We start from the raw sequence: 22709 nt of genomic DNA on the forward strand, positions 1-22709 counted from the left end.
CGCGACATCCCTTGCCCCTCAAAGAATGGACCACGAATGACCACTGCACGCCGCGTCTTCGAGCACCACCAGATCTGGCGCTTGACTCCCGACTCGCTCCGCGAGGCCACGACCCTGTTGGTTGGCGCGATCCTGCGCGATCACCAGTCGGTCGAGCACGTCATCGGCATCGCCAACGGCGGCGTCGCGCCCGCCCGCATGATCGCCTCCACGCTCGGGGTGAAAGCCCGCATGGTCCATGCCCGCCACAACACCGGCGACGCGACCTATCAGCAGGCCACGGGCAAGGTGACGCTCGACCTTGATCCGCTGACACGCGCCTTGAACGGGCAACGAATGAAGGGCCGGGTGCTGCTAGTGGACGACATCTGCGGCAGCGGCGCCACCCTCCGCCGCCTCCGACACGACCTCACGCCCTTGCTCAGCCCGAGCGCGGAGCTCCTGACCGCAGTCCTGTGCCTCAACACCGGGGCGGCAACGCTGCCCGACTACTCGATCTGGACCGTCTCGGACTGGGTCGTCTTTCCCTGGGAAAAGCCGCCCGCCGACCAGGACACCACCCCTCTGCCACGCCCGGAGGAGGCGCTCTGCCATGCCTAGCCCGCCTCCGCTGACCATCGCGTTCGTCCTGGCCTCCTACACTCCGAACGCGCCGGCCGGGATCGAACGAGCCACCGCCGCCTTCGCCCACGGACTGCGCCAGCTCGGCCACCGCAGCCTCATCCTGACCGCCGCCCCGATCACCACCCCTGACGACGACGTGGTGAGGGTGTGTTCGGTGGGCGTCGACTTCCCCTGCGACGACGATGAACTCCGCGACGCGATCAGCACCCACGGCCAGGACGCCCTGCTCGCCGCCGAACTGTGCGAGCTGTACCGCAAGCACCGGGTCGACGTCGCCGTCTACACCGACGGCTTGTGGGGCCTCGGCAGAGCCGCGCCGGTCAGCCGGGCGCGTTCGGTACTGGCCATGCACGTCGTCGGCCACGACCACGATCTCCAGCCCGCCCTGGACCGCGCCGACCTGGTGATCGCGCCGTCCCCGACGGTGCTCGACCAGGCACACGATCGCGGCTACGACACTGACCGTTGGCAGATCGTGCCCAACGCCCTGCTCCACGACCACGCACCGCCACCCGACTCACGACGGGAAGCCCTGCGTCGGCACGGCCCGATCCGGATCCTGGCCCGGCTCGGGCCGGAGAAGAACATCCGGGCCTTGCTGGACGCCGGGCGCCTGGTCGACCGGACGATCGAGGTGATCGTCGGCGAGGCCGGATTCGAGATCGCCGCCGGCGGCCAGGCGGCCGAACTCGAAAAGGCCCGCTACTCCGCGGCCCACCTCAAGCTCGGCACCATCCACGGCGACGGCCTGACCTGGGACCAGGTGCCGTCCTGGCTCGCGCAGGCCGCGGTGGTGATCGTGCCCTCGCTGCGCGAGACCTTCGGGCTGGTCGCGCTCGAGGCGATGAGCGTCGGCACCCCGGTGGTCGCCTTCGACGTAGGCAACCTTCCCGACCTGGTCGGCACCGGCGACGGGGCCGGTGGGGTGATCGTCCCCCGATCGTGGGGCGAGCACGGCCTGTGGCGCGCCGCCGAGCAACTGCTCGAAGATCCGATACGCTACGCCGAACTATCCAGGGCTGCGTACTACCGCTCGCGGGACTATCTGCCCACCACAGTCGCCGAGACATTCGTAAAGGCGGTGCGGTGATGCCTGCTGGCGTCCCTTTGCTCCTGGTTGACGGTCACAACCTCCTCTGGCGCGCGGCGTTCGGATTCCCCGCAGCGATCCTCTCCCGCGACAAGACTCGCGACCTCACCGCGGAGTTCGGGTTCTTCGCCCTCCTGCGCGTCGCCATCCGCGAAGAACTGTCCGAGCCACCCGAGGTGCTCGTGGTCTTCGACGGCGAGCACGGTGCCGCCGAGCGCAAGGACAGCGACGCCGACTACAAGGCCAACCGCGTCCTCGACGAAGCCGCGCTCAAACCCTTGCGCGCGATCCCGCACGTCCAGCGAGCGCTGACCGACTACGGCATCGCCTGGATCGAGATCGACACCGCCGAAGCCGACGACGTGATCGCCACCCTCGTCAAGGTCACCCGCAATCAGGACCCCGAGCGTCATGTGCGGATCATGTCCGGCGACCGCGACTTCTACCAACTCGTCGACGACCGGGTCCACGCACTCAACACCGTGATGAAACGCGGCCGACGACACATCGGCCCGGCCGAGGTCGCCGACCGTTACGGCGTTACACCGGACCAGTGGCCCGACTTCTGCGCGCTGAAGGGCGACTCCGCCGACAACATCCCCGGCGTGAAGGGAATCGGTGAAGGCACGGCCGCCAAGCTCCTGGCCGGCGGGCTGCACCTCGACCAGCTTCTCGCCTCCGGACGACTGACCGGGGCGAAGAAGACCAAGGTCACCGACGTCTGGGAGCAGGTGCTCGCCTGGCGCGACCTCATCCGGATGCGCACCGACCTCGACCTCCCACACCACCCGACCGGCCACCCCACGCGCGAGCTGCCCAAGCCGGCCGACGTCATCGAGAAACTCGGACTCTGGTGACCGCCCCGCCGTTCACCGCTCCGGCGTCCGTGCTGACCGTGATGGCACACCCCGACGACGCCGAACTCTGGGCGGGCGGAACACTCGCCCGTTGTTCCGCCTCCGGGGCCGCCGTCACCGTCGCGATTCCGCATCACCCCGAACCAGTGCGGGATGCCGAAGCAGCGGCCGGAGCGGCGATCCTGGGGGCCAAGCTGTACCAGTACGACCAACCCACGGCGACGGCCCTGCGCGAACTGCTGCTCGCCGTCCGGCCCGAGATCGTCATCACCCACCCCCTTCGCGACGTTCACCCCGACCACCGGAATCTCGCGGAAACGCTCGTCGCAGCCCTGCCCGACGTCGTCATCGCCACCGGCCACCCACGCCGCGTCTACACCGCCGACACCTACAACAGCCTCACCGCCGACGGCCCCGTACCCGCACACACCACCATCGACATCACCGACACCTACGAGATCAAAAAGCGCGCGCTCGCGGCCCACACCTCGCAGCCGATCACCGACCATTTCGGTCCCATGGCCGAGACCCTCGCCCGGCTATGGGGCTCCCGAATCGGAGTGCGTTACGCGGAGAACTTCGTACCGGTGCCCATCCTCGGACGCCTCCCAGCGGCGTCGACATTGTGACCAGGCTCCGATCGAGGGACGCCGCGCAGGCCCTGTGACCTGCGCATATGTGAGATTTCGCTACGATGCGACGGTGACTGACGAGGTGGTCTGCTGATGGTCGACTCGGTGAGTCCGCTGGCCGCGTACCGCCTGGCCGCTGGCTTCACGCAGGAGAGCCTCGCCGAGCAGCTGAGTATCGACCGCGGCACCATCGGCCGATGGGAACGGGGTACCCAAGCACCCCAGCCATGGCAACGACCGGACCTCGCGACAAGCCTGCGGATCTCCCTCGCTGAACTCGACGACATCCTGCACCGGACGAAACACCAGACCGACTCCAGATCAACCACCCCGACGTCGAACAAGACCGCTTCAGCTGACGTACGGCGCAGCCAGCAGGAGTGGCTCCACGTGCGGAACGCGCCAGGGGTGCGAGGTCGCGAGCTGACCGAGCTGGCCGCCTGGCTCTATCCGGAATCACAACGGGCACCCGGCGGCCACGTACTCGCCGGACCCGGCTGGCTGCTCGAGCAGCCAGTTCCCTTGGAATCGGTGCGGCTGGCGTGGTCAGACCAGCAGCGGCCGACTCGCCCATTGCGATCCTTGGAGCACGTCCTGCCGCTGACTGAGCGGGGCGAGCTGTACGCGGGCTACAGCCGAGCGGTGCGGGACCTCGTCCGACCACGGCTGCTGGAGAACCGGCTGAGCTACCGGCTACTTGGCCTGCAGTCCGATCACGGACTGGCGATGAGCTTCGGGACCACCACCTTCTTCGAGGTGTTCGACGTCAAGCAAGCCCTCGCGCACGAGTTCAAGGCTGCGTGGCTGGCCTCGAACCGCTCAGTGCCCGGCTGGAACGCTCTTCCCCTGCGCGCGGCGATCGGTGATCCTTTCGACCCTCAGCAGCTGCTGATGTCGCCGGGGATCAGCACGCTGACCATCCGGCGTGACAGGTCGGACGGTCAGCACCGGTTCGTGCTGCACGAGCGCGACGGCGGAAAGGTCGCGGACGGCGGCGGCCTGTGCCACGTGATGCCAGCCGGTGAATTCCAGCCGTCCTCGGTCGATCTGGCCGACGTGCGCAACGACTTCTCGTTGTGGCGCAACATCATGCGCGAGTTCTCCGAGGAGTTCCTCGGAAACCCCGAGCACGACGGCTCTACCTCCCGACCGATCGACTACGCACACGAGGAGCCCTTCCGATCATTCGATCGAGCACGCGCCGAGGGTGGGCTTCGACTCTGGCACTACGGCCTGGCGATGGAGCCCTTGGAGCTCGGGGCCGTCCAGATGACCGTGGCTGTGGTCGACGACGTGGTATTCGACCGACTGTTCGCCGACCTCGTGGACACCAACGACGAGGGACGGGTGATCGGCCGCGGCGGGCGAACCGACATGCCGTTCACAGCGGAGGCCATCGACCGGCTTGGCCCCCGGTTGTCAGCCAGTGCACTCACCTTGCTCCGCTTGGGCTGGCGTGATCGAGAACAGCTACTGGGTGATTGAGGCACCGTTGATCTACATTGGACGGTCGGCGCAGTGTGCGCGACGACAACGGAAAGCCTAACCGTCGCAGCACAAGCGCCTCGCTACCTGTCCACAACAGAACCGGTTGTGTCGCGCAGAGCTGCGATAATTTGCGACCAGTCGAATGTCGCCAGACCATCCTCAGCGCGCCTGGTTATGGCGTCTGGATCGAGTAACACCACGCCGGCATTTGCAAGCCGGGCGATGCTGTCGGCGTAAGCAGGATGCTGACGAAGTACCGGTTTGACACACGGGGCCGCGATGATCGGGACTCCGGCACCGAGCATCTCGTTGAGCACGCCCAGCGCGAGCGTGTCGCTGGTGCCCGATGCCCACTTGTTGATCGAGTTGAACGTCACCGGGGCCACCAGGACCGCTTCGGCTCGCGGGAGCGATTCCTCCTGCTGCCGGGGCGGTCGCGGGTGCACCCGTGTAAGGCACCCAGTGGTTGCGGCCAAGGCGTCTAGGTCGATCCACGTCGCAGCAGTCGGTGTCGCGATCACGCACACCGCCCAGCCGTCGGCGTACAGGGCTGGAATGAAGTCCTCGAGCCGCAACACCGGCGGGGCAGCTGAGGTCACCAGGTAAATCCACCGCGGATCGACGTTCACGCGGCCACTCCGGTGCGCAAGGCGAGACCGCGCAAGGCCGGCACGTCACGGCGGCGCTCGCGGGCGAGCAAGTCCTCGATCAATGAGCGAGCGTTCGGGTTGGCCCGGACCAACTCGGGTGCAACCCGCTCAGTTTCCAGCAGATGGATCACCGCCTGCGGGTCTTCGACTAGCTGCGCGTGCGCCCACGCGCTGTCCAGGTGGAACTGAGCCTGGCGTCCATTCAGGCCGACCGGCAACGCGGTGATGTCCAACTGCTCTGCCGTCGCGAGTGTACCTCGGGGATCATTCAAGGCGACTGCCACTGACGTGCGATGGATCAGCACGTTCGTTGGGCCGAACGCGGTCCACCCGATGTTGTCGTCGGCTCCGAGCCACCGTGCCAGTTCGTCGGCGTGATCGAGCCGCTCGCGCGCTGCGGCAAAGTCGTTGCGACGTGCGGCAATGACCGAGCTGATCAGGGTCAACGCGCCTCGCCAGGTTGCACTCTGCGGATCCTGGCCTCGAAGACCGGCGGCGGCGGAGACCGCTATCTGCTCGGCGTTCTCGCTATCGCCCGCGCGCAGCAGAGCGCACGCCCGCTGATATGCCGCCGCGGCGAGACCAAAGGTGTCCTCGGCCGACTCAGCCGCCTCCCGAGCCCGCTCAGCCGCGGCCCAACCCGCCTCACCGTCGCCAGCCTTGGTCGCCAGCTTGGCCGCCACGATTGCCACACTGCACTGCAGGCCGAGCGCTTCTCGTCGTTGTCGCGCTGGCCCGCCGGCTACCAGGGCGTCAACTGCCGCATTGACTTCAGGCAATCGCCGGGCAACGTCGCCATAGCGGGCGGCCTGATACTTCCGATGGAGATCTGTAACCCCCGCTGACGCGCTCACGAGGGTTGCCTGCTGGCGCAGGGGCTCCTCGCTGTGGGTGCCCAGCATGTGGTCGGCGGCGATCACGCCGGTGAGAAGGGCCGCGTCCACCATGACCTCGCGTCGTGTCGCCGAGGAGCGGCCTGTCGTCGTTGTCTGCGGCGGATTGAGCAGGATGTCCAGTTCATCCAGGGACACCTTGAGCAATTTGGCTAGATCCGGACGCCTCCAGGGCTGGGGCGTCAGCGTTCCGCGCTCCCACCGCCCGGTCGTCGAGAGCTCCACCCCAAGCTCTTGGGCGAGGGTTTCCTGGGTGAAGCCGAGAGCCTCACGCCGTGCTGCGAGGGCATCTCGTCGTATAGCCATGATCACTCCCAGATTCGCTAGCTCACCCACGCTACCCGGCGTTGATCGGACCTGGTCAGCGGCCATGTCAACGACGAAACGGCGGACGCGCACGTCCGGACGTGCGGCCCAGACCGCCATGAAGACGTGCGACCCAGACCGCCATGAAAGCGCCAGGGCGGGATGGTGATTGGGACGGTCTGTGCTTGTCCGCCGGGGCCGCCAACCAACTAAAGCCCCGCCGGCAGGATCAGCGCGCCTCGACCGCGTGCTCTGCCGCGAGCCTGCGCACATACGCGCGGATTCGGTCGCGATCCTCGGGGAACACGCTCTCCCACGATTCGTTCAGGTCGACCCACTTCGGCGGCTGTCCCTTCTCCCCACCGAGTGGCGCATCGCGGCTGATGACGGCTCCGTAGGACAGGCTCAGCGTTGGAGCCCAGTCTGCGCGGAAAGAGCGGACAGCGACGGCCGCCGGCACTGACAGCAGCGCGCCCAGCAGGCCGGTCTCCTCGAAAAGTTCACGGGCTGCTGCGGCTCGAGGCGTCTCGCCCGGCTCGACGGTTCCGCCAGGTGTTAGGAACAGTTGGCGGTCTCACTCTTTTGCTGTCTCAACTGGCGGGTACGTCGAGGGCTAGCTGCGGCGTCGACATCATCTCTTCGGTCCGTGCAGGACGCGTTTGGTCTTGGGCAATTCGATGTGCGGGCTGACGCTGCTTCGTTCAGCGCGTGGATCTCGCTGGCGCCGTTGGTCATGAGGGGGCGCCGCTCGCACAGGCGGCCCATCCAGACGTCGCTTTACTATGAATGCCCGAGGAAACATCCTTCGCCTGCCGCCATCGGCTTGCCGATGCATTGGCCCGGTTCGACTTCGGTCGTGGGCGCCGGACGGTCGGAGGGGCATTATTCGCAGGGAGGAGGGAGTGTGATGTCGATGGCCGCCGCACCAGTCCGCCGGGTGTTGGTCGCCACCGATTTGTCTGAGCAGGCGGGCTTGGCTGTGCGGAGGGCGGCGCAGCTGGCCGCCGAACGCGACGCCCGGCTGAGCGCCGTCAATGTGCAGCCGGCCGGGTTGAACGAGGAGCTGAGCGAGTTCGCCCACGCCCGCCTGCGCTCACACCTCGACCGGTTCATCACCTCCACGGTCACGGAGGCCGTCGTCCGCCACGGTCACGTGGCTGACGAGATCCTCGCTGAGGTCACTGATCGCGACGCGGACCTGCTGGTTGTCGGCGCGCATGGCGGCCATCGGCCGACCAGCCCGGTCCTGGGTAGCACTCCCGGCAACCTGGTGCGGGCGAGCCCGGTTCCGGTTTTGGTGGTCAAGAGTTCACCCGATGGGGAGTACCGCACGGTCGTGCTCGCCGTCGATAGCACAGCTGTCTCGGCAACGGCGGCGCACACGGCGTGCGCGCTCACGCCGTACGCGAACCACATCGTCGTGCACGTTGCCGTAGTTGTCGGCGAGACGTTGATGCGCATGCACGGCGCCAGCGAGCAACACTTGGCCGAGTTGCGCGAGGTGAGCACCGAGCAGGTTCGCGTCGATATCGTGCGCGTGGCCGCCGAGCTGACGCCTGCTGCGTCGCGGGTGGTGATCGCGTCCGGGCGTCCGCAGACGCGTTTGCCAGAGCTGAGCCGCCACCACGCCGCCGATCTGGTCGCCGTCGGTACCGGCGGCCGCTCGTCGCTGGGCTACGTCCTGCTCGGCAGCGTTGCCCAGCACGTGTTGCGGGACGCGGCATCGGATGTGCTCGTCGTGCCGGCCAGGAAGGACTGACCTGGAGCTGTACGTGTTCCCGCGATATTGCGATCATCCTGGCTATCGCCGCCTGTGTCGGCGTTGCCTGATCGCCGGTTATTCTCCGCGGGCCCAGGTGGTGACGAGTTTGGAGGCGTCGGGTTGGCGGGGGATCGCGACGATGACGAGGTCGCCGTCTCGGAGCCGGGTGCGTGGGGTGGGGATCAGTGTTCGTTTGCCGCGCATGATGGCGGTGATGAGTCCGTGTGGTGGGGTGATGTCTTTGAGTTGTTTACCGGCGATGTGGAGGTCGGGGGTGACGCGGACTTCGATGAGTTCGGTGTTGATGTCGCCGATGGGGACGTCTTCGGCCACTGAGGTTGTTGCACGGGACTCGCCGCGCAGTCCGAGCCAGCCGGCGACGGTGCTGATGCTGGCGCCCTGTACGGCTGCGGAGACCAGGACCACGAAGAAGACCATGTTGAAGATGAATGGGCCGTCGGGGTGGCCGGCGACGAAGGGGAAGGTGGCGAGCACGATCGGCACCGCGCCGCGGAGCCCGACCCAGCTGGTGAACAGCAGTTCCTGCCATCGGTACCGCAGCCAGCCCAGCGTTAGCAGGACCGCGATGGGGCGGGCCACGAACACGAGCACGAACACCACGGCGAGTCCGGGAACCACGACCGACGGCAGTTGTGAGGGAAAGACCAGCACGCCCAGCATGAGGAACAGCCCGACTTCGGCGGTGCTGGACAGTCCCTGGTGGAAGGTGCGGATCCCGCGGCGGTGCAGCGGGACCCGGGCGCCGACCACCAGTCCCGTGACGTAGACGGCGAGGAAGCCGGAGGCGCCCACCGCGGCGGCGGCTCCGTAGGACAGTCCGGCAACGCCGAGCGCGAGGACCGGATAGGCGCCTTCGGGTCCGAGGTTGGGACGCATGAGCATCCAGGTACCGGCGAGACCGGCCAGTGCGCCGACACCGAGGCCGCCGCCCAGTTGCAGCAGCGCGAACGTGACCCAGTCGCCAATTCCGGGATCGGCACGCCAGGTCTCGATCAACCCGATCGTGAGCATGATCGCGATCGGGTCGTTCGCGCCGGACTCGACCTCCAGTAGTGAGGCCAGTTTGCGCGGTAGCGGGGCCCGGCGCAGCATCGCGAAGACCGCGGCGGCGTCGGTCGAGGCCACCACCGCGCCGATCAGGAACGCGGTCAACATTTCCACATCGAGCAGGAGATACGCACCGCCGCCCACCACGCCGGCTGTGATGAGCACTCCGACGGTGGCCAGCAATGAGCCGGGCAGAGCGGCCTGCCGCAGATCACCGGGTTTGGTGGTCAGCCCACCCTCGTACAGGATCAACAGCAGCGCTATGGTGCCCCCGATCTGGGCGACCCGCGGGTCGGACAGACTGACCAATGCGAGCCCATCGTCACCGATGACCATGCCCAGCACCAGGAACAGCAACAAACCGGGCAACCGCAGCCGGTTGGCGAACCCGGCCGCGAGAACACCACCCACCAACAGCACCGCAACCAGCAGGATCCACCAGTCGGCAGGTAGTTGAATGCTCATAGCTCCACGGTTTCCGGCGTCGACATACGATCACTACCCTACCCAACACACGAGGTCGAATCGGGCAAATGGTGCAGGTCGGAGGCTGTGATGGCGGACGATAAGCACGTCGTCTCCCGTGTGCTGGTGCCGCTGGACGGCTCCGACGAGGCGCAGCGTGCACTCCTGCCCGCACTGCGGGTTGCCCAGACGCTGGATTGCCCCATCGAGCTGGTCACCGTCTACGACCCGGTCAACGGACGCTGGGCCCGTGACCTCGACGACATCGCCGAACAGTTGCCCTACGATCAGGTCGAGGTCGCTGTCGTCGGCGCCGGATGGCCGGGCGAGGTGATCGCCGAGATGGCCGGCGAGAACCCCGGAACTCTGCTCTGCATGTCGGCGCAACACCGCGACGAGGTTGATCGTCTCGTCCTCGGCAGCGTCTCCGCGCATCTGCTGCGCACCAGCCGTGCGCCGACCCTGGTGGTCGGTCCCGGCTACCAGCTTTCGCGACTGCCCCGCCGCTATGAACGTCTCGTGGTCTGTCTTGATGGCTCCGACCGCGCCGAAACAGCCCTCGCCGTCGCCACCACCTGGGCCCGCCTCTTCGCAACCGAGGTCGAGCTCGTGCACGTCGCGTCCCCGACAGAGAATTCGGCAAACCTGGAAGCTCTCGGAGCGGGCCTGTCCCGAGCTGCCGACGCACTGGCCGATGACGGTGTTCAGGCCAGTGCCACCCTGCTCACCGGCGACAACCCCGCCGCCAGTATCGCTGAGCTGCTCCAGTCCCGCCCGGCCGCACTCGCGCTCACCGCCACACACGGCCGTACCGGGCTCACCCGACTCCTGCTGGGCAGCGTCACCACTGAACTGCTCACGCGCAGTCCCACCCCCGTCCTGGTCGCTCCCGTCACCTGAACGCATCTCCCCAGGGCAGCGGTGATCAACATGTCCGATGCCCGTGTCAGTCGTACCCTGAAAGGTGGCTTCAACCGGCGATCGGGACCGGAGGAGGTCGCCCGGCATGCCCGATACCTCCATGTACCTGTTGCGGCTCGCCCGGCGTCTCCGCCCGGGGCGAAGCCCTGTGGCGCGAGGCTCCGACCGAATCGAGGCCGCTGCCCTCGTGATCGTTGTGCTGCTGTCGCTGCTGACCATCCCCGTTGTCGTCACCCACGGGCAGCGCAGCTACGCACACAACCGCCAGATCGCCGAGGAAGCGATGGGCAGCCGGTACGAAACCACGGCCACCCTGCTCGCCGACACCCCATCGAGACCCCGGGCTGGGCGCGGGCCAGTCAGTGAGAACGGCACGCGCGCGCAGGCCCGGTGGACCACATCCGAGGGCATCGAGTTCACGGGGACTGTCCCGGCCAGTTCCGGGATGTCCGCGGGCAGCGAGGTACCGATCTGGATTGACACTGCTGGCGAGGTGACGTCGTCACCCACCACGCCGCAGGACGCCGCCGGTCATGCCGCAGCCACCGCCATCGCTACCTGGCTGATTGCGGTCGGCGCGTTGTCGGCCGCCTTCTGGCTCCTGCGGGCAGGACTCGACCAGCATCGCTACGCCCGATGGGCCCACGAGTGGGCGCGCCTGAACACCGGCCACGGCCCGCCCTGACCACCCCAACCGCAACGACGGCGCGCGGGCCGCGTCTAACCCCAGGACAAGGTCGTGTACCAGAACGTCAGCACCGCACCCGGCCCGAGCAACACACAGAGACCAATACCGCCGTAAAACGGCTTGTCCTTCACGAGCATCGCCACCATCAGCACGGCCGCGGCCACCAGCGAAATGATCAACAGTGCCAGCACGACAACAGACATGTTTCGGTCCTCCAGGAACCAGGGGTAGAGCCGGATAACGCCGCCATCCGCCCAGCACATGGCGGGCTGACGCACCCAAGACAGTGGTTAAGAGAATTACGGGATCACCGGCCCGCTCTCAGTGGGCCAGGCAGCACAGTCACGTCGCACATGCGCGCAGCAGCGACGTGAACAGCGTCAGGCTTGGATCGTTCCGTTCACGCGGACGGTGGCGCCCGACACGATTGCCGTGTCGACGCCGCAGCCGCTATCCCTCCAGCGCCGACCTCGCCGGCCGAGCATCGCTGCAGGGAGCATCCACGGTTCGCGCCCGGGCCCACAGCCCAGCAGGTCTCCGGTAGCGCCGTGGCCAGCACATGTCGCGCCGCCTCCGACAGGCGCGGCCGGTCATGAAGACCTTTGTCCGGCGACGGCACAGGCGACGCGGATTCGCCAATCACCGGCACCGGGTGCTGCCCGGCAAACCCGCCGTCGGTGCTGTGCGCTGGAGCCGCACTCATCCCGAGCAGCATCACCAGCAGAGCAAGCACGAGCCCGAATCGGCCCATCCTCGCCCGTGCCTGCACCCGACCGGCTCCTCAACAACGAAACATCCTTGGCCGACACACCCTACGGGCAACGTCAGAAAAGTCGAGGCGCACCCTCACGGCTGGTCCAGAAACATCCGGCGGAGCCTCGCAGCTCAGCCTAGCGCCGTGCCACAGACACAGATCGGCCCGCGGCCCAGCGTGCGTAGACCGACATCGTGACGGTCAGCGTCACCGCCGACAACAACGGCACCAGAACTGGCGCCAGCGGCAGGACATCATAGAGCCCGACCACACCGCCTGAAACCACCCCCGCGGCGAGAACGGCGACAAGTGCCGCCGACCACCGGTACCGTGCGACCGCGAAGGCCACGACCCCCGCCATCGGGACAGTCAGAACAACAACCGCGGACAGCACCCACGACGCCCACACCACCCAGACCACAGTGAGCCCGCTGCTCACGAGGATCGCCACCGACACCAAACTCACGGCTGTGTGCGGCAGGACTGTATCGCGGGCACGTCGGAGCCGCGGCACCGTCACCAGCACAACAAGGTGCGCGACGACCCACCCCCCAATCGGCAGCAGCAACGCAACCGATGATGAAGACCTGCAGGACCACAGCGCCGACTCAATGGCGTCGGTGCATTCAGCTGTCGCGGACGACAGAATGACCACCGTCGTCACCGCCACGGCCAGCGCCCCGACCACCGCGGCCCCGGCCACCACCGCCGCCTCAGCACGGACACCTACCAACTCGGCGTGCCCTTCTCGCTCCGGCCATCCTCCATACCGCCATCGTCGCATCTCACCGTCATCCACGCCGCGGACAACCTCGGCACCGCCGCCACCGACAACCCGAGTTGGGCAGCGCCCGCGGCGACCAGCACGTGCGGGGCGCCTCATCTCGATGCTCGACAAGATTGAAAGGCCGCCGACCACCAGGACGAGCCGATGGTCTATCGCCCGACGGCATCCCACGAGTACCCGACTACTGCGCTGATGCCCCTGCCTGGGCGTAGCGTCGGATTCTTGTGATGTCCTCAGGAAAGGCGCCTGTCCAGTCCTGCACTAATGGGTTCCATGCGGCGGGTTGATGACGTTCGCCGTTCAGGGGAAGCGAGGGGTCGACAACGGCGGCATAGGTCAGCCCGAGCGTGGGTGTCCAATCCGAGCGGTAGGAACGGACGGTCACCGCAGCAGGGAGTTCGAGGAGGTCGGCGGCCATCCCCGTTTCCTCCTCCAGCTCACGGCGCGCTGCCTGTCGAGGTGTTTCTCCTCGTTCGACCATTCCTCCAGGGACAACCCAGCCCCGCCACCGGTGGCGGACAAGAAGGATGTGCTGGAAGGTGCTGTCAAAGGCCCAGACGTCGGCGGCAAAAGGAGTCATGGGGCCGTGGCGCGCGTTTTTCAGCCACATTCGTGCGTCGTCGAACTCGAACTCCGCGAGACCGGCGTCGACGATGGCCGCGTGCAGTGTGTCCGGACCAGGGGCGTGAGGGCTCACCGATCCAGCCTAGAGCGGGCGGGTTTGCCGACGACCTCGTGCACGCTCGATGCCACGAACAGGTGAAGATTCGGATCTGGCTGCTCTGGTATCCATTGAGGTCACTGGGGGTTGTTTGTCAAGCCTCTTCCTCAGCGTCAGATTCTCGTGGTAGAGGTCGGCGGTCACGCTAGCGAGCGCATCGAGCTTCCCCTGCAGTTCGGTGACGGCCCGCTTTTCGGCGCGTAGCGCGGCTGTGAGTGCCTCGATCTTCTCGTCCCGACGAACCTCACCGGTGGAGCGCAGGACCGGCCGGGCAACTCGGGTGTCCCACTCGGCCAGAATCTCGCCAGCACGGTGAACGGTGGCATGGCTGACGCCCGCTTCGCGGGCCAGAATTTCTTTGGTCAGTGCGCCGTCTGTGTGGATCGGAACTCCGTCGAGCAATCGTTGTATCGCTGCTCGGAGCTTGGTCTCGGTCGGGGGCGAGACGGCCATCAGGGGCGCTCCTTGGTCAGCCAGGCACCGGTGATCAGCCGGACTTCGGACAGGCGGTTCTCGAGGGCTGCGCGGCGGGGTGTGGCCAGCCGCGGGTCGCGGAGCATGCGCGTCAGATCGGCGTCCTCGGCGAGCCAGACTGGGCCGTGCTTGTCCTGCTCTACTGCCGAGTTTCGACACCGTGCGGGCTGGCAGGCTCCCAGGACGGGCGTTGTCCCTCGCTGCCCTTCGGGTAGCGAGTTCTGGCATTCCGCCTGAGCGGGGTCCCAGAGACAGTGGTTGACCGTGCCGAAATGCAGGTCCGCAAACTCATCCCGCAACAGCAGGACCTCGATTTGCTCGTCAGCGAGTTGAGCTCGCAGAGCTGGGGCTCTTTCATCGTCGCAATCACGTTGTCGAGGCCGGAGTGGAGCTTGGCCGCTGCGGGACCGACTGCGACGTCGGTGCCGGACCGGCGGGATTTGAGGAGTTCGACGAGTCGCCCCGCGGCGGCGAGTTCGAGCTGGTTGTCGAACTCCTTGGCCCAGTGGGTATCCATGCGGGAGTAGTCCTGGGTGATTCGGTTGGCCAAGGCACGACGGGCCAGGTGCTTGAGCTGATGGCCGAGGGCGATCTCGGAGTCGGGCTCTTGACTGCAGATGATCGACATGGTTCTGCGGAACATATGCGGACGGATGCGGCCAGCCGGGATCTCTTCCAAACCCGTTCGTTCGAGGGAAGCGTTGACTCCCGCGACGAAGAAGTCGATCTCGCCGGCGGCATCGATTCCGCGCACCGTGTCCTCGTTGTGAGTCACCCGGGGCGGATCGAGAGCGACGAACAGGTGAGTGTGATGCCAGGACAACCGGTCAAGAACTGTCAGAGTTTCGACGACCGGCGCGCTGATCCACCAGTTGAGTTCCGGTTGTGCCGGGTCGTGCTTGAGCTTTCGGGACTTGACTGCGGGCGCTCCGTAATAGGCAGTGAGGGATCCGCGCTCGATTTCCTGGATCTCTGAGTTCCGCATCATCGTCAGTCCTGCCATGAACACATAACACGCCGCCCTGACCATGCGGATTTCGTCCGCGAGTTCCTCGACGCTGATCTGGCCGCGCCACGGCCGCGTGGTTCCGTCCTGACGGGTGACTGAGGTGAAGTCCTTGCAGGGCATCGGAAGTGAGCGGGTCGTCATGGTTCCGGCGAGCTTCTGTACCCGCCCGGCCGCGGCAGCGTCCTCGACCTTCTGTCTGCGCGCGGCGCTAGTCACGGAGCGCTGTGTAAAGGGTGCTGTGCCCGCGGTGCCGTAGATCAGTGCTTCCAGTGCGGTCCAAATGATCGTTCCAGGTTCGAGGTCGGAGCGCGGCGCACGTGGCTGCTTGGTGCGGATTGGGATCAGGTTGTCGGGATTGGTAAGCCAGTCGTCGAGAACCTGATCGAGTGCAGCTGTGCTTCGGCCGAGGTAAATGGCGGGATGGTTGACCACGTCGGTCCGGGCCCGCATCTCTGACCAGGAGTAGGCCTGTACCTGCCCCCGTTCCACGGCTCGAAGGACGGCGTCTCGCCGGCGCTGCGCCGCTCCCTTCCTTGTTGTCTGGAAGAGCCCCGTGTTGGTGCCGCCTGTGATCGTCAGCGCGAGATGATGCCAGATCGGCTCCCCAGCCGACTTCGTCTGGTGGTCGTACTTGTGGACTGGAACGAGGTTGTCGGGGTTCGCGAGCCAGTTGTCCACCAGCTCGTCGTTTCCCGCCGGAGTGCGGAAGGCCGGTCGACGTTCAGGGCTGTCGCCAGGATCTGGTTGCTGCGCCAGCTGATCGCGTAGGTCGAGGATGTGCGGCGAGAACTCGTGGATGTAGGCCCATGCGGCCCGCAGAAGCGGCCACCACGTTGATGGCGGTATGGATGCCGTCGACGGAGTATCGCTGCGGTGCCTGATCTCCCGGAAAGTATCGGTGTTCCACAGCCCTTGAGCCATGCCGCCGTGAGTGAGTACCGGCGCGAGCGTCGAGAGCCAGCTCAGCGCCGTCGCGTCGGGTTTGAGCGCGTTCGCCCTGGCGGTGATGTGTTCCACGAATCCGGCCCAGTCTTCTTCGCGCCAGGCCGCGATGTCGGCGGGCATGTCGTTGGCCAACGCCCAGGCAGCGAATTTGCCCAGTGTGTAGGCGCATTGCCGGACCGTGCTGTGCGCCGCCGGCTCGGCGACAAGAGCGATCCCCGCATCCCGAATGACTTTGTGCGTGGGGTTGAGCATGCTGAAGCAGATTTCCCGGATCCGCAGGTTCCAGACGGAATCGATCACCGTGAAGTTGACCTTCCACGCCGCCGGGCGGACGTTGCTCGGACGGCGAATACACCCGAAACTCCAGGACCTGCTCTCGCCGAACTCGGGAATAGGGACACCTTCCACGAGCGGGTGGCCGGATCCGAAGACCGCCTCATCAGCGGAAACAAGGGAGGAAGTCACTACCGTCGGCTGGGGCGTCGTGCTCACCGGTCATACTCCGTCCTCATACCCAGCGGCAGGTCCAGCCGCAGCCCCTGGTCGCCTATCGCTTCGTGGGCGTCGTGGAGCTGCTGTGCTGAGCATTCCGCGAACACCTCGGCCAGGGCTGTGGCCTGGGTCCCCCAGATTGCCGTCCAGCGGATCGGGTCCAGGGCGTCGCGCATCCGCTCGATGTGGGCTGCCAGCAGCAGCAGCCTCGGCAGCTGCGAGATGAATACGACGGCGTTGCGGCAGATCATGCACATCGCCGGGGCGACGTGGCAGGGCTTCCCGCCAGGGGTGAATGGCGAATCGTAGGGATCACGGCAGTGAGTCAGGCCCATGTCGTACTCCCCGGCGCGCATCGCGGCAGCGTGTTCCACAGTCATCCCCGCGGCCTCGGCGACCTCGGGTTCGGCCAATCGATGCTCTGCTTGAGTGTCGAGGAGCATCGGCTTGGTCGTGATCGTGTGGAAGACGCGTTCTTGTGCGCGGTTGATGGATCGTCCGGCGAGTGTTAGCGCCGTCGTTCCGTGGGCGTAATGGTGACGGAAGACCTCGATGTGATGGTCGTCCGCCGCCACATCGGTGAGGGTTCCGCCGAGGGCGGCCACACGGGCGGTTTTCACGGTCTTGCGGAGCCTTCGGGCGTAGTGCGGCTGAGAGATCGCCATAGCGGGTGTGCCGTCGTCGTTGCGATGCGAGCTGATCCACGCGCTGAACCCGTTGTGGTCCTCAGTCCATGTGGCGACTCTGGCCCGCATAGTGGTCCTGGGACGGCCCGCTTCGACCGCGAGGAACAGCACGTCCTCGGAGTCGAACGATTCGCGTGCCTGCCAGGTGACCTCCATCAACCGCCGTAGGAGCCCACCGACATCCCACCTGCCGACGGCAAGATACACCTCGCTTCCGGTGTCCCCATCCAGATCCGCGACATCGCCTGTGCTGGCCTTGCTACCAGGAAGGTCCGGGTGGAAATCAGCCCGGATGCGATTCGCGCGGAGTTTGGTCTGCCGCACTCGCACGCCCGCGTCAGAGAACTCCAGGTTCGCCATACGCAGGTCGAGGAGTTCCTCGGGGGTGCAGTCGGCCATGCCCAGCAGCAGGAGTACCCGGAAGGGCTGCAGGTCCTGCTCGGACGGGAACAGCAACCGGTTGATCGCTTTCAAGCAGGCATAGACTCCGCGTTCCCTGCCAGGCGGGTTCGCTTCGATAACGTCCTTGATCGGCTGCGACCACGATGACGAATTCATGGGCAGGTGCTCGAGGAGATCTGTGGTCGTCAGAAGGCGATGCTTGGCGGCCCAGACCAGGTTGGCGAGGTCATGCCAGCCTTCGCGGCGGGGGTCAGCTCCGGATCTCAGCAGATGCTGCCCCCGAGTGAGGCGTTTCTCCAGTGCCCGGACGTCGGCCCTTGCGGCCTCCTGCAGTGCCAACCGTTCCCCGTTGGAGTATTCGTCAAGGACCGCGTTGGGGTGGCGCTTGTATGTCGGAGGCCCCGCCGCGCGACGACGAAGGGTCTCCGGAACATTCGGGTCGCGCTCCGCACCCATATCGATCAGCGCCAGCACAGCCGCGGCCTTGCGGTAGGGCTCCGCTGATCGCAGCCCGTGCCGCCTCCGCAGATCTGCCTCCCAGCAGAAGAGGGCTTCGATCAGATCGATTTTCATCCCGGCCAAACGCGCCTCTGCAGGCTCGCACCCGACGGTCGGCAAGTGTTCATCGAGGAACGTTCCCAGCTCCCGCACGGCCGTGAAATAGCAATCGGGCTTGCGCAGCGAGACCCGATGGGCGTACGCCACAGCCTCGTCCGCCAGCTCCGCGACCAGGACGGAACATCGGAACAGGGAGGGGGCGATACTCAACCGCACCGTTCGCCCTCGCCGTTCCCGGACTATAACTCGGTCCCCGATCCTATCGGAGTTGGCGGGTTTCACTTCTGGCACCACCATCGTACGTGGGCGCGAAGCACGTTCGCCTCTGCGGGCCATCACAGGACCGCGCGTTCCGCGGCAAGAGCCGCGTACTCCGCGTAGGTCTTGTCTGATTCATTCCACTCGGCAATAGCTTGGGCCACAAGAACGTTGGTGTTCCGGACGTAACGCAAATACTTCATCGTCGACCCAGGATTCAGATGTCCGAGTAGCCGCTGCAAGATCAACTGCGGATTGCGGCAGATGTGGTCGGCCAGGTAAGCATTGTGGCCACCGTTGAGTCTGCGGTCCGTCTCCTGTGCAATCACCAACTGGGTGAGCTGCTCCAACATGTAAACCGAGAACGTGTGCCGTAGATCGTGGATTCTGAACCTGCGTGGCATCACCATATCGACACCGTTTTCAGCTGCAATCCGAAGAGATCTGGCGTGCGCATCATCGAAGATCTGTTCCCACCGTTGCTTACTGAGCATCCGGCCACCACGGCCGACGAACAACGCCATCGGCTCCAGACCGCAAGGCCCTTCGGTCACCGCGATTCTCCGCAGCTCCGCGGTCATCTTCTCGATCGAGAACGTCCGGCGTCTCCCATGCAGCCGTCCGCTGACCTTCATCTGCCGCTCGTCGATATCGGTGACGACGAACAGCTCGGCTCCGCGCCTGGTCAACGCCGGTGCCGCCCTGCGAATCGTGGCGGCCCGCTCGGTGCGCCGATAAAGGTCGAGCTCTTTCATCACGGAATGCTGGATCGTCACATCGCGGGGCAGGCTGTACTTCGCGATCATCTCCAGCCGTACGTCGACCGGCAGGCAGTCACGACGCGGGATTCCGACCTCGATGTCCAGTAGCGAGGTGAATTCCCTCAAGCGCATCCCTGTTGTCACCGCGAGCTCCGCTGCCGCCGCGTTCCTCAGCGGAGCCGAACCTCGGAACGACAGGTCGACCCGGTCTGCTGGAAGCATTCCCCGCAAGCCGACCTGCTTGAGGAATCGCCACTGCCGGTGGGTCAGATGGCGAATGTCCAGATCCGATACCGCACCCCAGGCCAGGACGTCCCGGCCGTTGCGCAGCCGGCGATAAGGCTTGCGGTCCAGCCACTGGGCCTCGACCGCCCATTCATAGAAGTTGTTGATCAGCGCTCGTCGGCGCTTCCAGGTCGCCGGCGCGTTCGGCTTGTCCTGTAGCTCGGTCCGCTCAGCGCGGTAGGCGATCAGGTCTTCCTCAGTCGCCGACAGGACGTCAGTCGACGGTTCCAGCTGAGCCAGGAAGTCGACGAGGTCGAGCAGGTCGTAGGTGTAATCGGACAACGTCTTAGGTTGGTGAGTCTTGGCCATTTCGAACATGAACGAACACAGTGGCTCGACCGGCCGCATATCCCGTCCGAGGAAGAACGGAGTCCCATCCTGCGGCGAACCCTTCCGCCGCAGGACCGTGAGACCGTCAACGCCAAGACCAGGCACGGGCTCAAAATATCGACGGACCTTGTCCCTCGACACGAAGAAGTGATCCATCGTTCGCCCCTCAGTGAGAGCTATACGGCTCCCAGAACCTAGCGGGCACGAATCAAAGGCGACAGAGCGGTACGAACGCCACGGAACGGTGAGACAGGCTCAAATACTTGCCATAACAGGCGGTACCCAGCCTCGCACCCGGTGCCGCACGAGCAGCACGTGGCGGTGCTCCGGGTCGGTGACCCAGACTTCGGCCGCGAGCGGCTCGAAAGCGGTCGAACGTGCGTGTAGCCACGCCTGAGCGTCGCCATACTCGGTCTCGGCAAGGCGAGCATCGACGGCCGCAGCGTCGATGGTCGCCTGGTCAGGCATCGTGTTCGATGCGCTCGAAGATGTCGATGTCCGTCGCCTTCTGCCAGTCCGGCAAGTCGTTCCAGTCCGCGACGTACGACGGCTTCGGGTCGGGGAAGTGCTTGAAGATCTGGCCGATCCAGCACAACGCCACAAAGCGGCCTTTCTGGTCTGGGGTCAGTTTGGTGGCGGCGCCGTCGGTGGCCTTGATGAAGGCGAGGACCTGGTCGTACACGGCGGTCGCGGCGTCGCGTTCCCAGTCCGGGGTCTGGTCCCACGGGGTGATGTAGCCAGGCTTCGGCTCACCGGGGTAGTGCTTGGTGACTCCGGCTATCCACGCCTCGCGGAACACGCGGCCACGGTCGTTGTGCATTCGTTCGTCCTCCATCACGCGGCGCGGTTGCCGACGAGTTCGGTGATCTCGGCATCGAGTCGCTGGATTTGTTGGTCGTTGAGCAAGGAAGCGAGGTGCGGTTGAAGGCCCCGCAGCTTCTGTTCGATGACCCCCGAGCGGGTCTGGCGGGCGGTAGTCAGGACGGTGTCGGCGTAGGTGACGACCTGGTCCGGGTCGCGGCGGTGCACGCCGATCATCGCCAGGTCGGTCAGGACGCCTGCTTTCCGGCGGGCGGTTAAGGTGCCCTGCAGGGCGTCGACCAGAGCCGCTTCAGCTAGGTCGTGGCGGCCCAGCGTGACGTAGCAGGTACCGCGTTCTTCGGCCAAGCGGGAGCCATCGAACCGGAGCCAGCCGCCGTTGTGCACCTGGCCCCGTAGGTGCTGGACCTCAGCAGCGGTGTCGAGGGCGTGTTGGCAGGAGTCAAAGTCGCCGAGGCCGGCGAAGGTCTCGGCCTGCACCACGGCGACCCAGTGTCGGGTCGACAGGCTGGGGTCGCCTCGACGTGCGAGGGTGGCGGCCACGTCGAGCATCGGCGCGGCATCCGCGAATCGGCGCTCGTACACGGCGACGAAAGCATGCCTGGTCAACGCGCAGGCCCACAGGTCGGAAGCGACGGCCTCCTTGCTCGCTGTTGCCGCAAGCGTGTAGCAGTGAGCGGCGTCGGTGTATCGGTTGCCGTCGAAGAAGATTTCCCCCGCCAACTGGAAGAGGTCGGCGGTCAGCTCGCAGAGCCGTTGTCGGATGGTCGGTGTCTGCGGTCGTCGCAAGGAGTCGCTGAGTACACCGAGTTGGGCTCGGACCAGCGGCAGCACCTGGGCCTTGGTCGGTGACAGTGCGTACACGCGCCACAGGTGTGAGTTGAGCTGGGCGAACTCTGCTGCTCCCGCCGTGTCCACCGTGCCCGCGTGAGCTGTGGCGGCGAGCCGGTCGACGTCGCCGAGTACTGTCTCGCCAGCAGGAAGCGCGAGCAACGCGCCGGTCATGCTGAACAAGCGCAGCAGGTCGCGACGGTTCATGTCGTCGGCCTCCGCAGGGTCGGCTGGTTCAGTGGCAACGGTAGAAGCTTGCCGGTTCGGCGTGAGCAACGCATCCAACTGGTCGAGGCTCACATCGAGGGTCTTAGCCAAACACGGTCGACGGTACGGCTGCGGGGTCAGGGTGCCGCGTTCCCAGCGTCCGACCGTGGAGAACTCCACGCCCACCGCCGCGCCGAAGCTCTCCTGGGTGAAACCCATCTGCTCACGCCGCGCGGCGAAGGCATCTCGTCGGTCACCCATGAACACCACCTCACCCCGTCGGTCACCTGCCACGATAGCCAGCTACGGGTCAAGGCTGATCACCCGCTCGGCGAGCTGTACCCGTTCGGACTACCGCCTCTGAAAAGACGTTTATGCAGGTCAGAGGTGGTGACGCCTCATTGCCGCCTCATCGACGCCGCGTCGGCGCTCTGGCTGTCGTTGATCACCAGGGGTTGACTGATATCGCTGCGGTCCGGGCGAGCTTCCGCTTCGGCGCAGCCCGAGTATCCGGAAGCGTCTTTCACCGGGACGTGCCGCCGAGGGGTGTGTGGTGGTGAGACTGCCCTCCACTTCGATGGAATTCCGCTCGCGGGTGTGCTGGCGGGAGCGCTCGGTACCTCGGTCGAGTTCCGGGCTGGTCCGCCTGGCGGGCGAGTCACGGCCGACTCGCCGGGACTCGGAGCGTAAACCCACGAAGGAGGATCTGTGACGGTTCAGATGGAGTGGTCGCCGACCACGGTGGCCACGCCCGCCGCGGAGGTCGAGATGGGCTCGGAGTTCGACCTCGACATCACGCTGGTCGAGGTGGTGGACCCGGCGCATCTGATCAACATGACGGATGACGGCTGCGGGACGACGTGCGAGAAGTCGACCTGCATCAGCGCCGCCTGATTGTCACGAGCGACCGGACGCCCGCCTGGGGCTTCTTGGGCGGGCGTCCGGT

At 66.2% G+C, this 22709-nt stretch carries 23 protein-coding genes; 9 read left to right on the plus strand and 14 right to left on the minus strand.

Translation table 11 applies throughout. The annotated features are described in order from the left end of the window. The first annotated feature begins 36 nt into the window (after positions 1–36). The 5 genes from SACMADRAFT_RS00410 to SACMADRAFT_RS00430 all read left to right on the plus strand — a co-directional run bounded on the left by SACMADRAFT_RS00410 (position 37) and on the right by SACMADRAFT_RS00430 (position 4688). Entirely contained in the window at positions 37–600 is a 564-nt protein-coding gene (locus SACMADRAFT_RS00410) for a phosphoribosyltransferase (protein ID WP_009151792.1), read from the plus strand. Next, entirely contained in the window at positions 593–1714 is a 1122-nt protein-coding gene (locus tag SACMADRAFT_RS00415; protein ID WP_009151793.1) for a glycosyltransferase family 4 protein, read from the plus strand. Before SACMADRAFT_RS00410 ends, SACMADRAFT_RS00415 begins: the two co-directional genes overlap by 8 nt. Beyond that, on the plus strand, positions 1714–2571 hold the full coding sequence (locus SACMADRAFT_RS00420; protein ID WP_009151794.1) for a 5'-3' exonuclease: 858 nt from the start codon (positions 1714–1716) through the stop codon (positions 2569–2571). Before SACMADRAFT_RS00415 ends, SACMADRAFT_RS00420 begins: the two co-directional genes overlap by 1 nt. After that, the gene (locus SACMADRAFT_RS00425; RefSeq protein ID WP_009151795.1) at positions 2568–3200 is read left to right on the plus strand and encodes a PIG-L deacetylase family protein; all 633 of its coding nucleotides are present in this window, start codon (positions 2568–2570) and stop codon (positions 3198–3200) included. The genes SACMADRAFT_RS00420 and SACMADRAFT_RS00425 overlap by 4 nt, the downstream gene beginning before the upstream one ends. Positions 3201–3296: 96 nt before the next feature. Further along, complete coding sequence (locus tag SACMADRAFT_RS00430; RefSeq protein ID WP_009151796.1) at positions 3297–4688, plus strand: helix-turn-helix transcriptional regulator; 1392 nt, start codon at positions 3297–3299, stop codon at positions 4686–4688. Between the two features lie 83 nt (positions 4689–4771). Here SACMADRAFT_RS00430 and SACMADRAFT_RS00435 read toward each other — a convergent pair whose 3' ends face one another. The 3 genes from SACMADRAFT_RS00435 to SACMADRAFT_RS31145 form a co-directional block, all read right to left on the minus strand. Continuing rightward, positions 4772–5320, minus strand: coding sequence for a flavoprotein (locus SACMADRAFT_RS00435; RefSeq protein ID WP_009151797.1), 549 nt, complete (start codon positions 5318–5320; stop codon positions 4772–4774). Further along, entirely contained in the window at positions 5317–6540 is a 1224-nt protein-coding gene (locus tag SACMADRAFT_RS00440) for a helix-turn-helix domain-containing protein (RefSeq protein WP_009151798.1), read from the minus strand. Before SACMADRAFT_RS00440 ends, SACMADRAFT_RS00435 begins: the two co-directional genes overlap by 4 nt. 229 nt (positions 6541–6769) lie before the next feature. After that, positions 6770–7105 carry an NUDIX hydrolase gene (locus SACMADRAFT_RS31145; protein ID WP_269726586.1) on the minus strand — a complete coding sequence of 112 codons (336 nt, stop codon included), beginning with the start codon at positions 7103–7105 and terminating at the stop codon, positions 6770–6772. Between the two features lie 342 nt (positions 7106–7447). Between SACMADRAFT_RS31145 and SACMADRAFT_RS00450 the strand changes: the two genes are divergently transcribed. Then, the gene (locus SACMADRAFT_RS00450) at positions 7448–8299 is read left to right on the plus strand and encodes a universal stress protein (RefSeq protein WP_009151800.1); all 852 of its coding nucleotides are present in this window, start codon (positions 7448–7450) and stop codon (positions 8297–8299) included. A 78-nt stretch (positions 8300–8377) separates the two neighbouring features. On the opposite strand, the gene SACMADRAFT_RS00455 is transcribed toward SACMADRAFT_RS00450, so the two are convergent. Continuing rightward, a complete protein-coding gene (locus SACMADRAFT_RS00455; RefSeq protein ID WP_009151801.1) occupies positions 8378–9835 on the minus strand; it encodes a potassium/proton antiporter in 1458 nt (485 codons plus the stop codon). 90 nt (positions 9836–9925) lie between these two features. Here SACMADRAFT_RS00455 and SACMADRAFT_RS00460 point away from each other — a divergent pair, with 90 nt between their 5' ends. Further along, on the plus strand, positions 9926–10735 hold the full coding sequence (locus tag SACMADRAFT_RS00460) for a universal stress protein (protein ID WP_009151802.1): 810 nt from the start codon (positions 9926–9928) through the stop codon (positions 10733–10735). Between the two features lie 106 nt (positions 10736–10841). Continuing rightward, on the plus strand, positions 10842–11441 hold the full coding sequence (locus SACMADRAFT_RS00465) for an Rv1733c family protein (RefSeq protein WP_009151803.1): 600 nt from the start codon (positions 10842–10844) through the stop codon (positions 11439–11441). A gap of 35 nt (positions 11442–11476) precedes the next feature. Here SACMADRAFT_RS00465 and SACMADRAFT_RS00470 read toward each other — a convergent pair whose 3' ends face one another. From SACMADRAFT_RS00470 to SACMADRAFT_RS00510, 10 genes are all read right to left on the minus strand, one after another. Further along, positions 11477–11647 (minus strand): hypothetical protein, encoded by a 171-nt coding sequence (locus SACMADRAFT_RS00470; RefSeq protein ID WP_009151804.1) that lies wholly within the window; start codon positions 11645–11647, stop codon positions 11477–11479. A gap of 687 nt (positions 11648–12334) precedes the next feature. Beyond that, positions 12335–12997, minus strand: coding sequence for a hypothetical protein (locus SACMADRAFT_RS00475; RefSeq protein WP_157617171.1), 663 nt, complete (start codon positions 12995–12997; stop codon positions 12335–12337). 169 nt (positions 12998–13166) lie between these two features. Beyond that, positions 13167–13682: an NUDIX hydrolase gene (locus tag SACMADRAFT_RS28820; protein WP_009151806.1), complete on the minus strand. Its 516-nt coding sequence runs from the start codon at positions 13680–13682 to the stop codon at positions 13167–13169. Between the two features lie 9 nt (positions 13683–13691). Further along, entirely contained in the window at positions 13692–14159 is a 468-nt protein-coding gene (locus SACMADRAFT_RS28345; RefSeq protein WP_009151807.1) for a hypothetical protein, read from the minus strand. Between the two features lie 160 nt (positions 14160–14319). Beyond that, positions 14320–16626 carry a hypothetical protein gene (locus SACMADRAFT_RS00485; protein ID WP_009151808.1) on the minus strand — a complete coding sequence of 769 codons (2307 nt, stop codon included), beginning with the start codon at positions 16624–16626 and terminating at the stop codon, positions 14320–14322. Continuing rightward, on the minus strand, positions 16623–18488 hold the full coding sequence (locus SACMADRAFT_RS00490) for a hypothetical protein (RefSeq protein ID WP_009151809.1): 1866 nt from the start codon (positions 18486–18488) through the stop codon (positions 16623–16625). The genes SACMADRAFT_RS00485 and SACMADRAFT_RS00490 overlap by 4 nt, the downstream gene beginning before the upstream one ends. A gap of 119 nt (positions 18489–18607) precedes the next feature. Continuing rightward, positions 18608–20062, minus strand: a complete 1455-nt coding sequence (locus tag SACMADRAFT_RS00495) for a tyrosine-type recombinase/integrase (RefSeq protein WP_009151810.1) — start codon at positions 20060–20062, stop codon at positions 18608–18610. A gap of 99 nt (positions 20063–20161) precedes the next feature. Further along, positions 20162–20374, minus strand: coding sequence for a hypothetical protein (locus SACMADRAFT_RS00500; RefSeq protein ID WP_009151811.1), 213 nt, complete (start codon positions 20372–20374; stop codon positions 20162–20164). Next, positions 20367–20726 carry a hypothetical protein gene (locus SACMADRAFT_RS00505; protein ID WP_009151812.1) on the minus strand — a complete coding sequence of 120 codons (360 nt, stop codon included), beginning with the start codon at positions 20724–20726 and terminating at the stop codon, positions 20367–20369. Before SACMADRAFT_RS00505 ends, SACMADRAFT_RS00500 begins: the two co-directional genes overlap by 8 nt. A 14-nt stretch (positions 20727–20740) precedes the next feature. Further along, positions 20741–22024 (minus strand): helix-turn-helix domain-containing protein, encoded by a 1284-nt coding sequence (locus SACMADRAFT_RS00510; protein ID WP_009151813.1) that lies wholly within the window; start codon positions 22022–22024, stop codon positions 20741–20743. 447 nt (positions 22025–22471) lie between these two features. Between SACMADRAFT_RS00510 and SACMADRAFT_RS28825 the strand changes: the two genes are divergently transcribed. After that, the gene (locus tag SACMADRAFT_RS28825) at positions 22472–22657 is read left to right on the plus strand and encodes an FxLD family lanthipeptide (RefSeq protein WP_009151814.1); all 186 of its coding nucleotides are present in this window, start codon (positions 22472–22474) and stop codon (positions 22655–22657) included. Positions 22658–22709: the final 52 nt, after the last annotated feature.

This window comes from Saccharomonospora marina XMU15 (assembly GCF_000244955.1).
In the GTDB taxonomy this organism is placed as follows: domain Bacteria; phylum Actinomycetota; class Actinomycetes; order Mycobacteriales; family Pseudonocardiaceae; genus Saccharomonospora_A; species Saccharomonospora_A marina.

What these genes read in the sequence shown, in the direction of transcription:
- SACMADRAFT_RS00410 (WP_009151792.1), top strand. Translation starts at nt 37, where the DNA reads ATGACCACTGCACGCCGCGTCTTCGAGCACCACCAGATCTGGCGCTTG.
- SACMADRAFT_RS00415 (WP_009151793.1), top strand. Translation starts at nt 593, where the DNA reads ATGCCTAGCCCGCCTCCGCTGACCATCGCGTTCGTCCTGGCCTCCTAC.
- SACMADRAFT_RS00420 (WP_009151794.1), top strand. Translation starts at nt 1,714, where the DNA reads ATGCCTGCTGGCGTCCCTTTGCTCCTGGTTGACGGTCACAACCTCCTC.
- SACMADRAFT_RS00430 (WP_009151796.1), top strand. Translation starts at nt 3,297, where the DNA reads ATGGTCGACTCGGTGAGTCCGCTGGCCGCGTACCGCCTGGCCGCTGGC.
- SACMADRAFT_RS00440 (WP_009151798.1), bottom strand. Translation starts at nt 6,540, where the DNA reads ATGGCTATACGACGAGATGCCCTCGCAGCACGGCGTGAGGCTCTCGGC.
- SACMADRAFT_RS00450 (WP_009151800.1), top strand. Translation starts at nt 7,448, where the DNA reads ATGTCGATGGCCGCCGCACCAGTCCGCCGGGTGTTGGTCGCCACCGAT.
- SACMADRAFT_RS00455 (WP_009151801.1), bottom strand. Translation starts at nt 9,835, where the DNA reads ATGAGCATTCAACTACCTGCCGACTGGTGGATCCTGCTGGTTGCGGTG.
- SACMADRAFT_RS00460 (WP_009151802.1), top strand. Translation starts at nt 9,926, where the DNA reads ATGGCGGACGATAAGCACGTCGTCTCCCGTGTGCTGGTGCCGCTGGAC.
- SACMADRAFT_RS00465 (WP_009151803.1), top strand. Translation starts at nt 10,842, where the DNA reads ATGCCCGATACCTCCATGTACCTGTTGCGGCTCGCCCGGCGTCTCCGC.
- SACMADRAFT_RS00470 (WP_009151804.1), bottom strand. Translation starts at nt 11,647, where the DNA reads ATGTCTGTTGTCGTGCTGGCACTGTTGATCATTTCGCTGGTGGCCGCG.
- SACMADRAFT_RS28345 (WP_009151807.1), bottom strand. Translation starts at nt 14,159, where the DNA reads ATGGCCGTCTCGCCCCCGACCGAGACCAAGCTCCGAGCAGCGATACAA.
- SACMADRAFT_RS00495 (WP_009151810.1), bottom strand. Translation starts at nt 20,062, where the DNA reads ATGGATCACTTCTTCGTGTCGAGGGACAAGGTCCGTCGATATTTTGAG.
- SACMADRAFT_RS00500 (WP_009151811.1), bottom strand. Translation starts at nt 20,374, where the DNA reads ATGCCTGACCAGGCGACCATCGACGCTGCGGCCGTCGATGCTCGCCTT.
- SACMADRAFT_RS00505 (WP_009151812.1), bottom strand. Translation starts at nt 20,726, where the DNA reads ATGCACAACGACCGTGGCCGCGTGTTCCGCGAGGCGTGGATAGCCGGA.
- SACMADRAFT_RS00510 (WP_009151813.1), bottom strand. Translation starts at nt 22,024, where the DNA reads ATGGGTGACCGACGAGATGCCTTCGCCGCGCGGCGTGAGCAGATGGGT.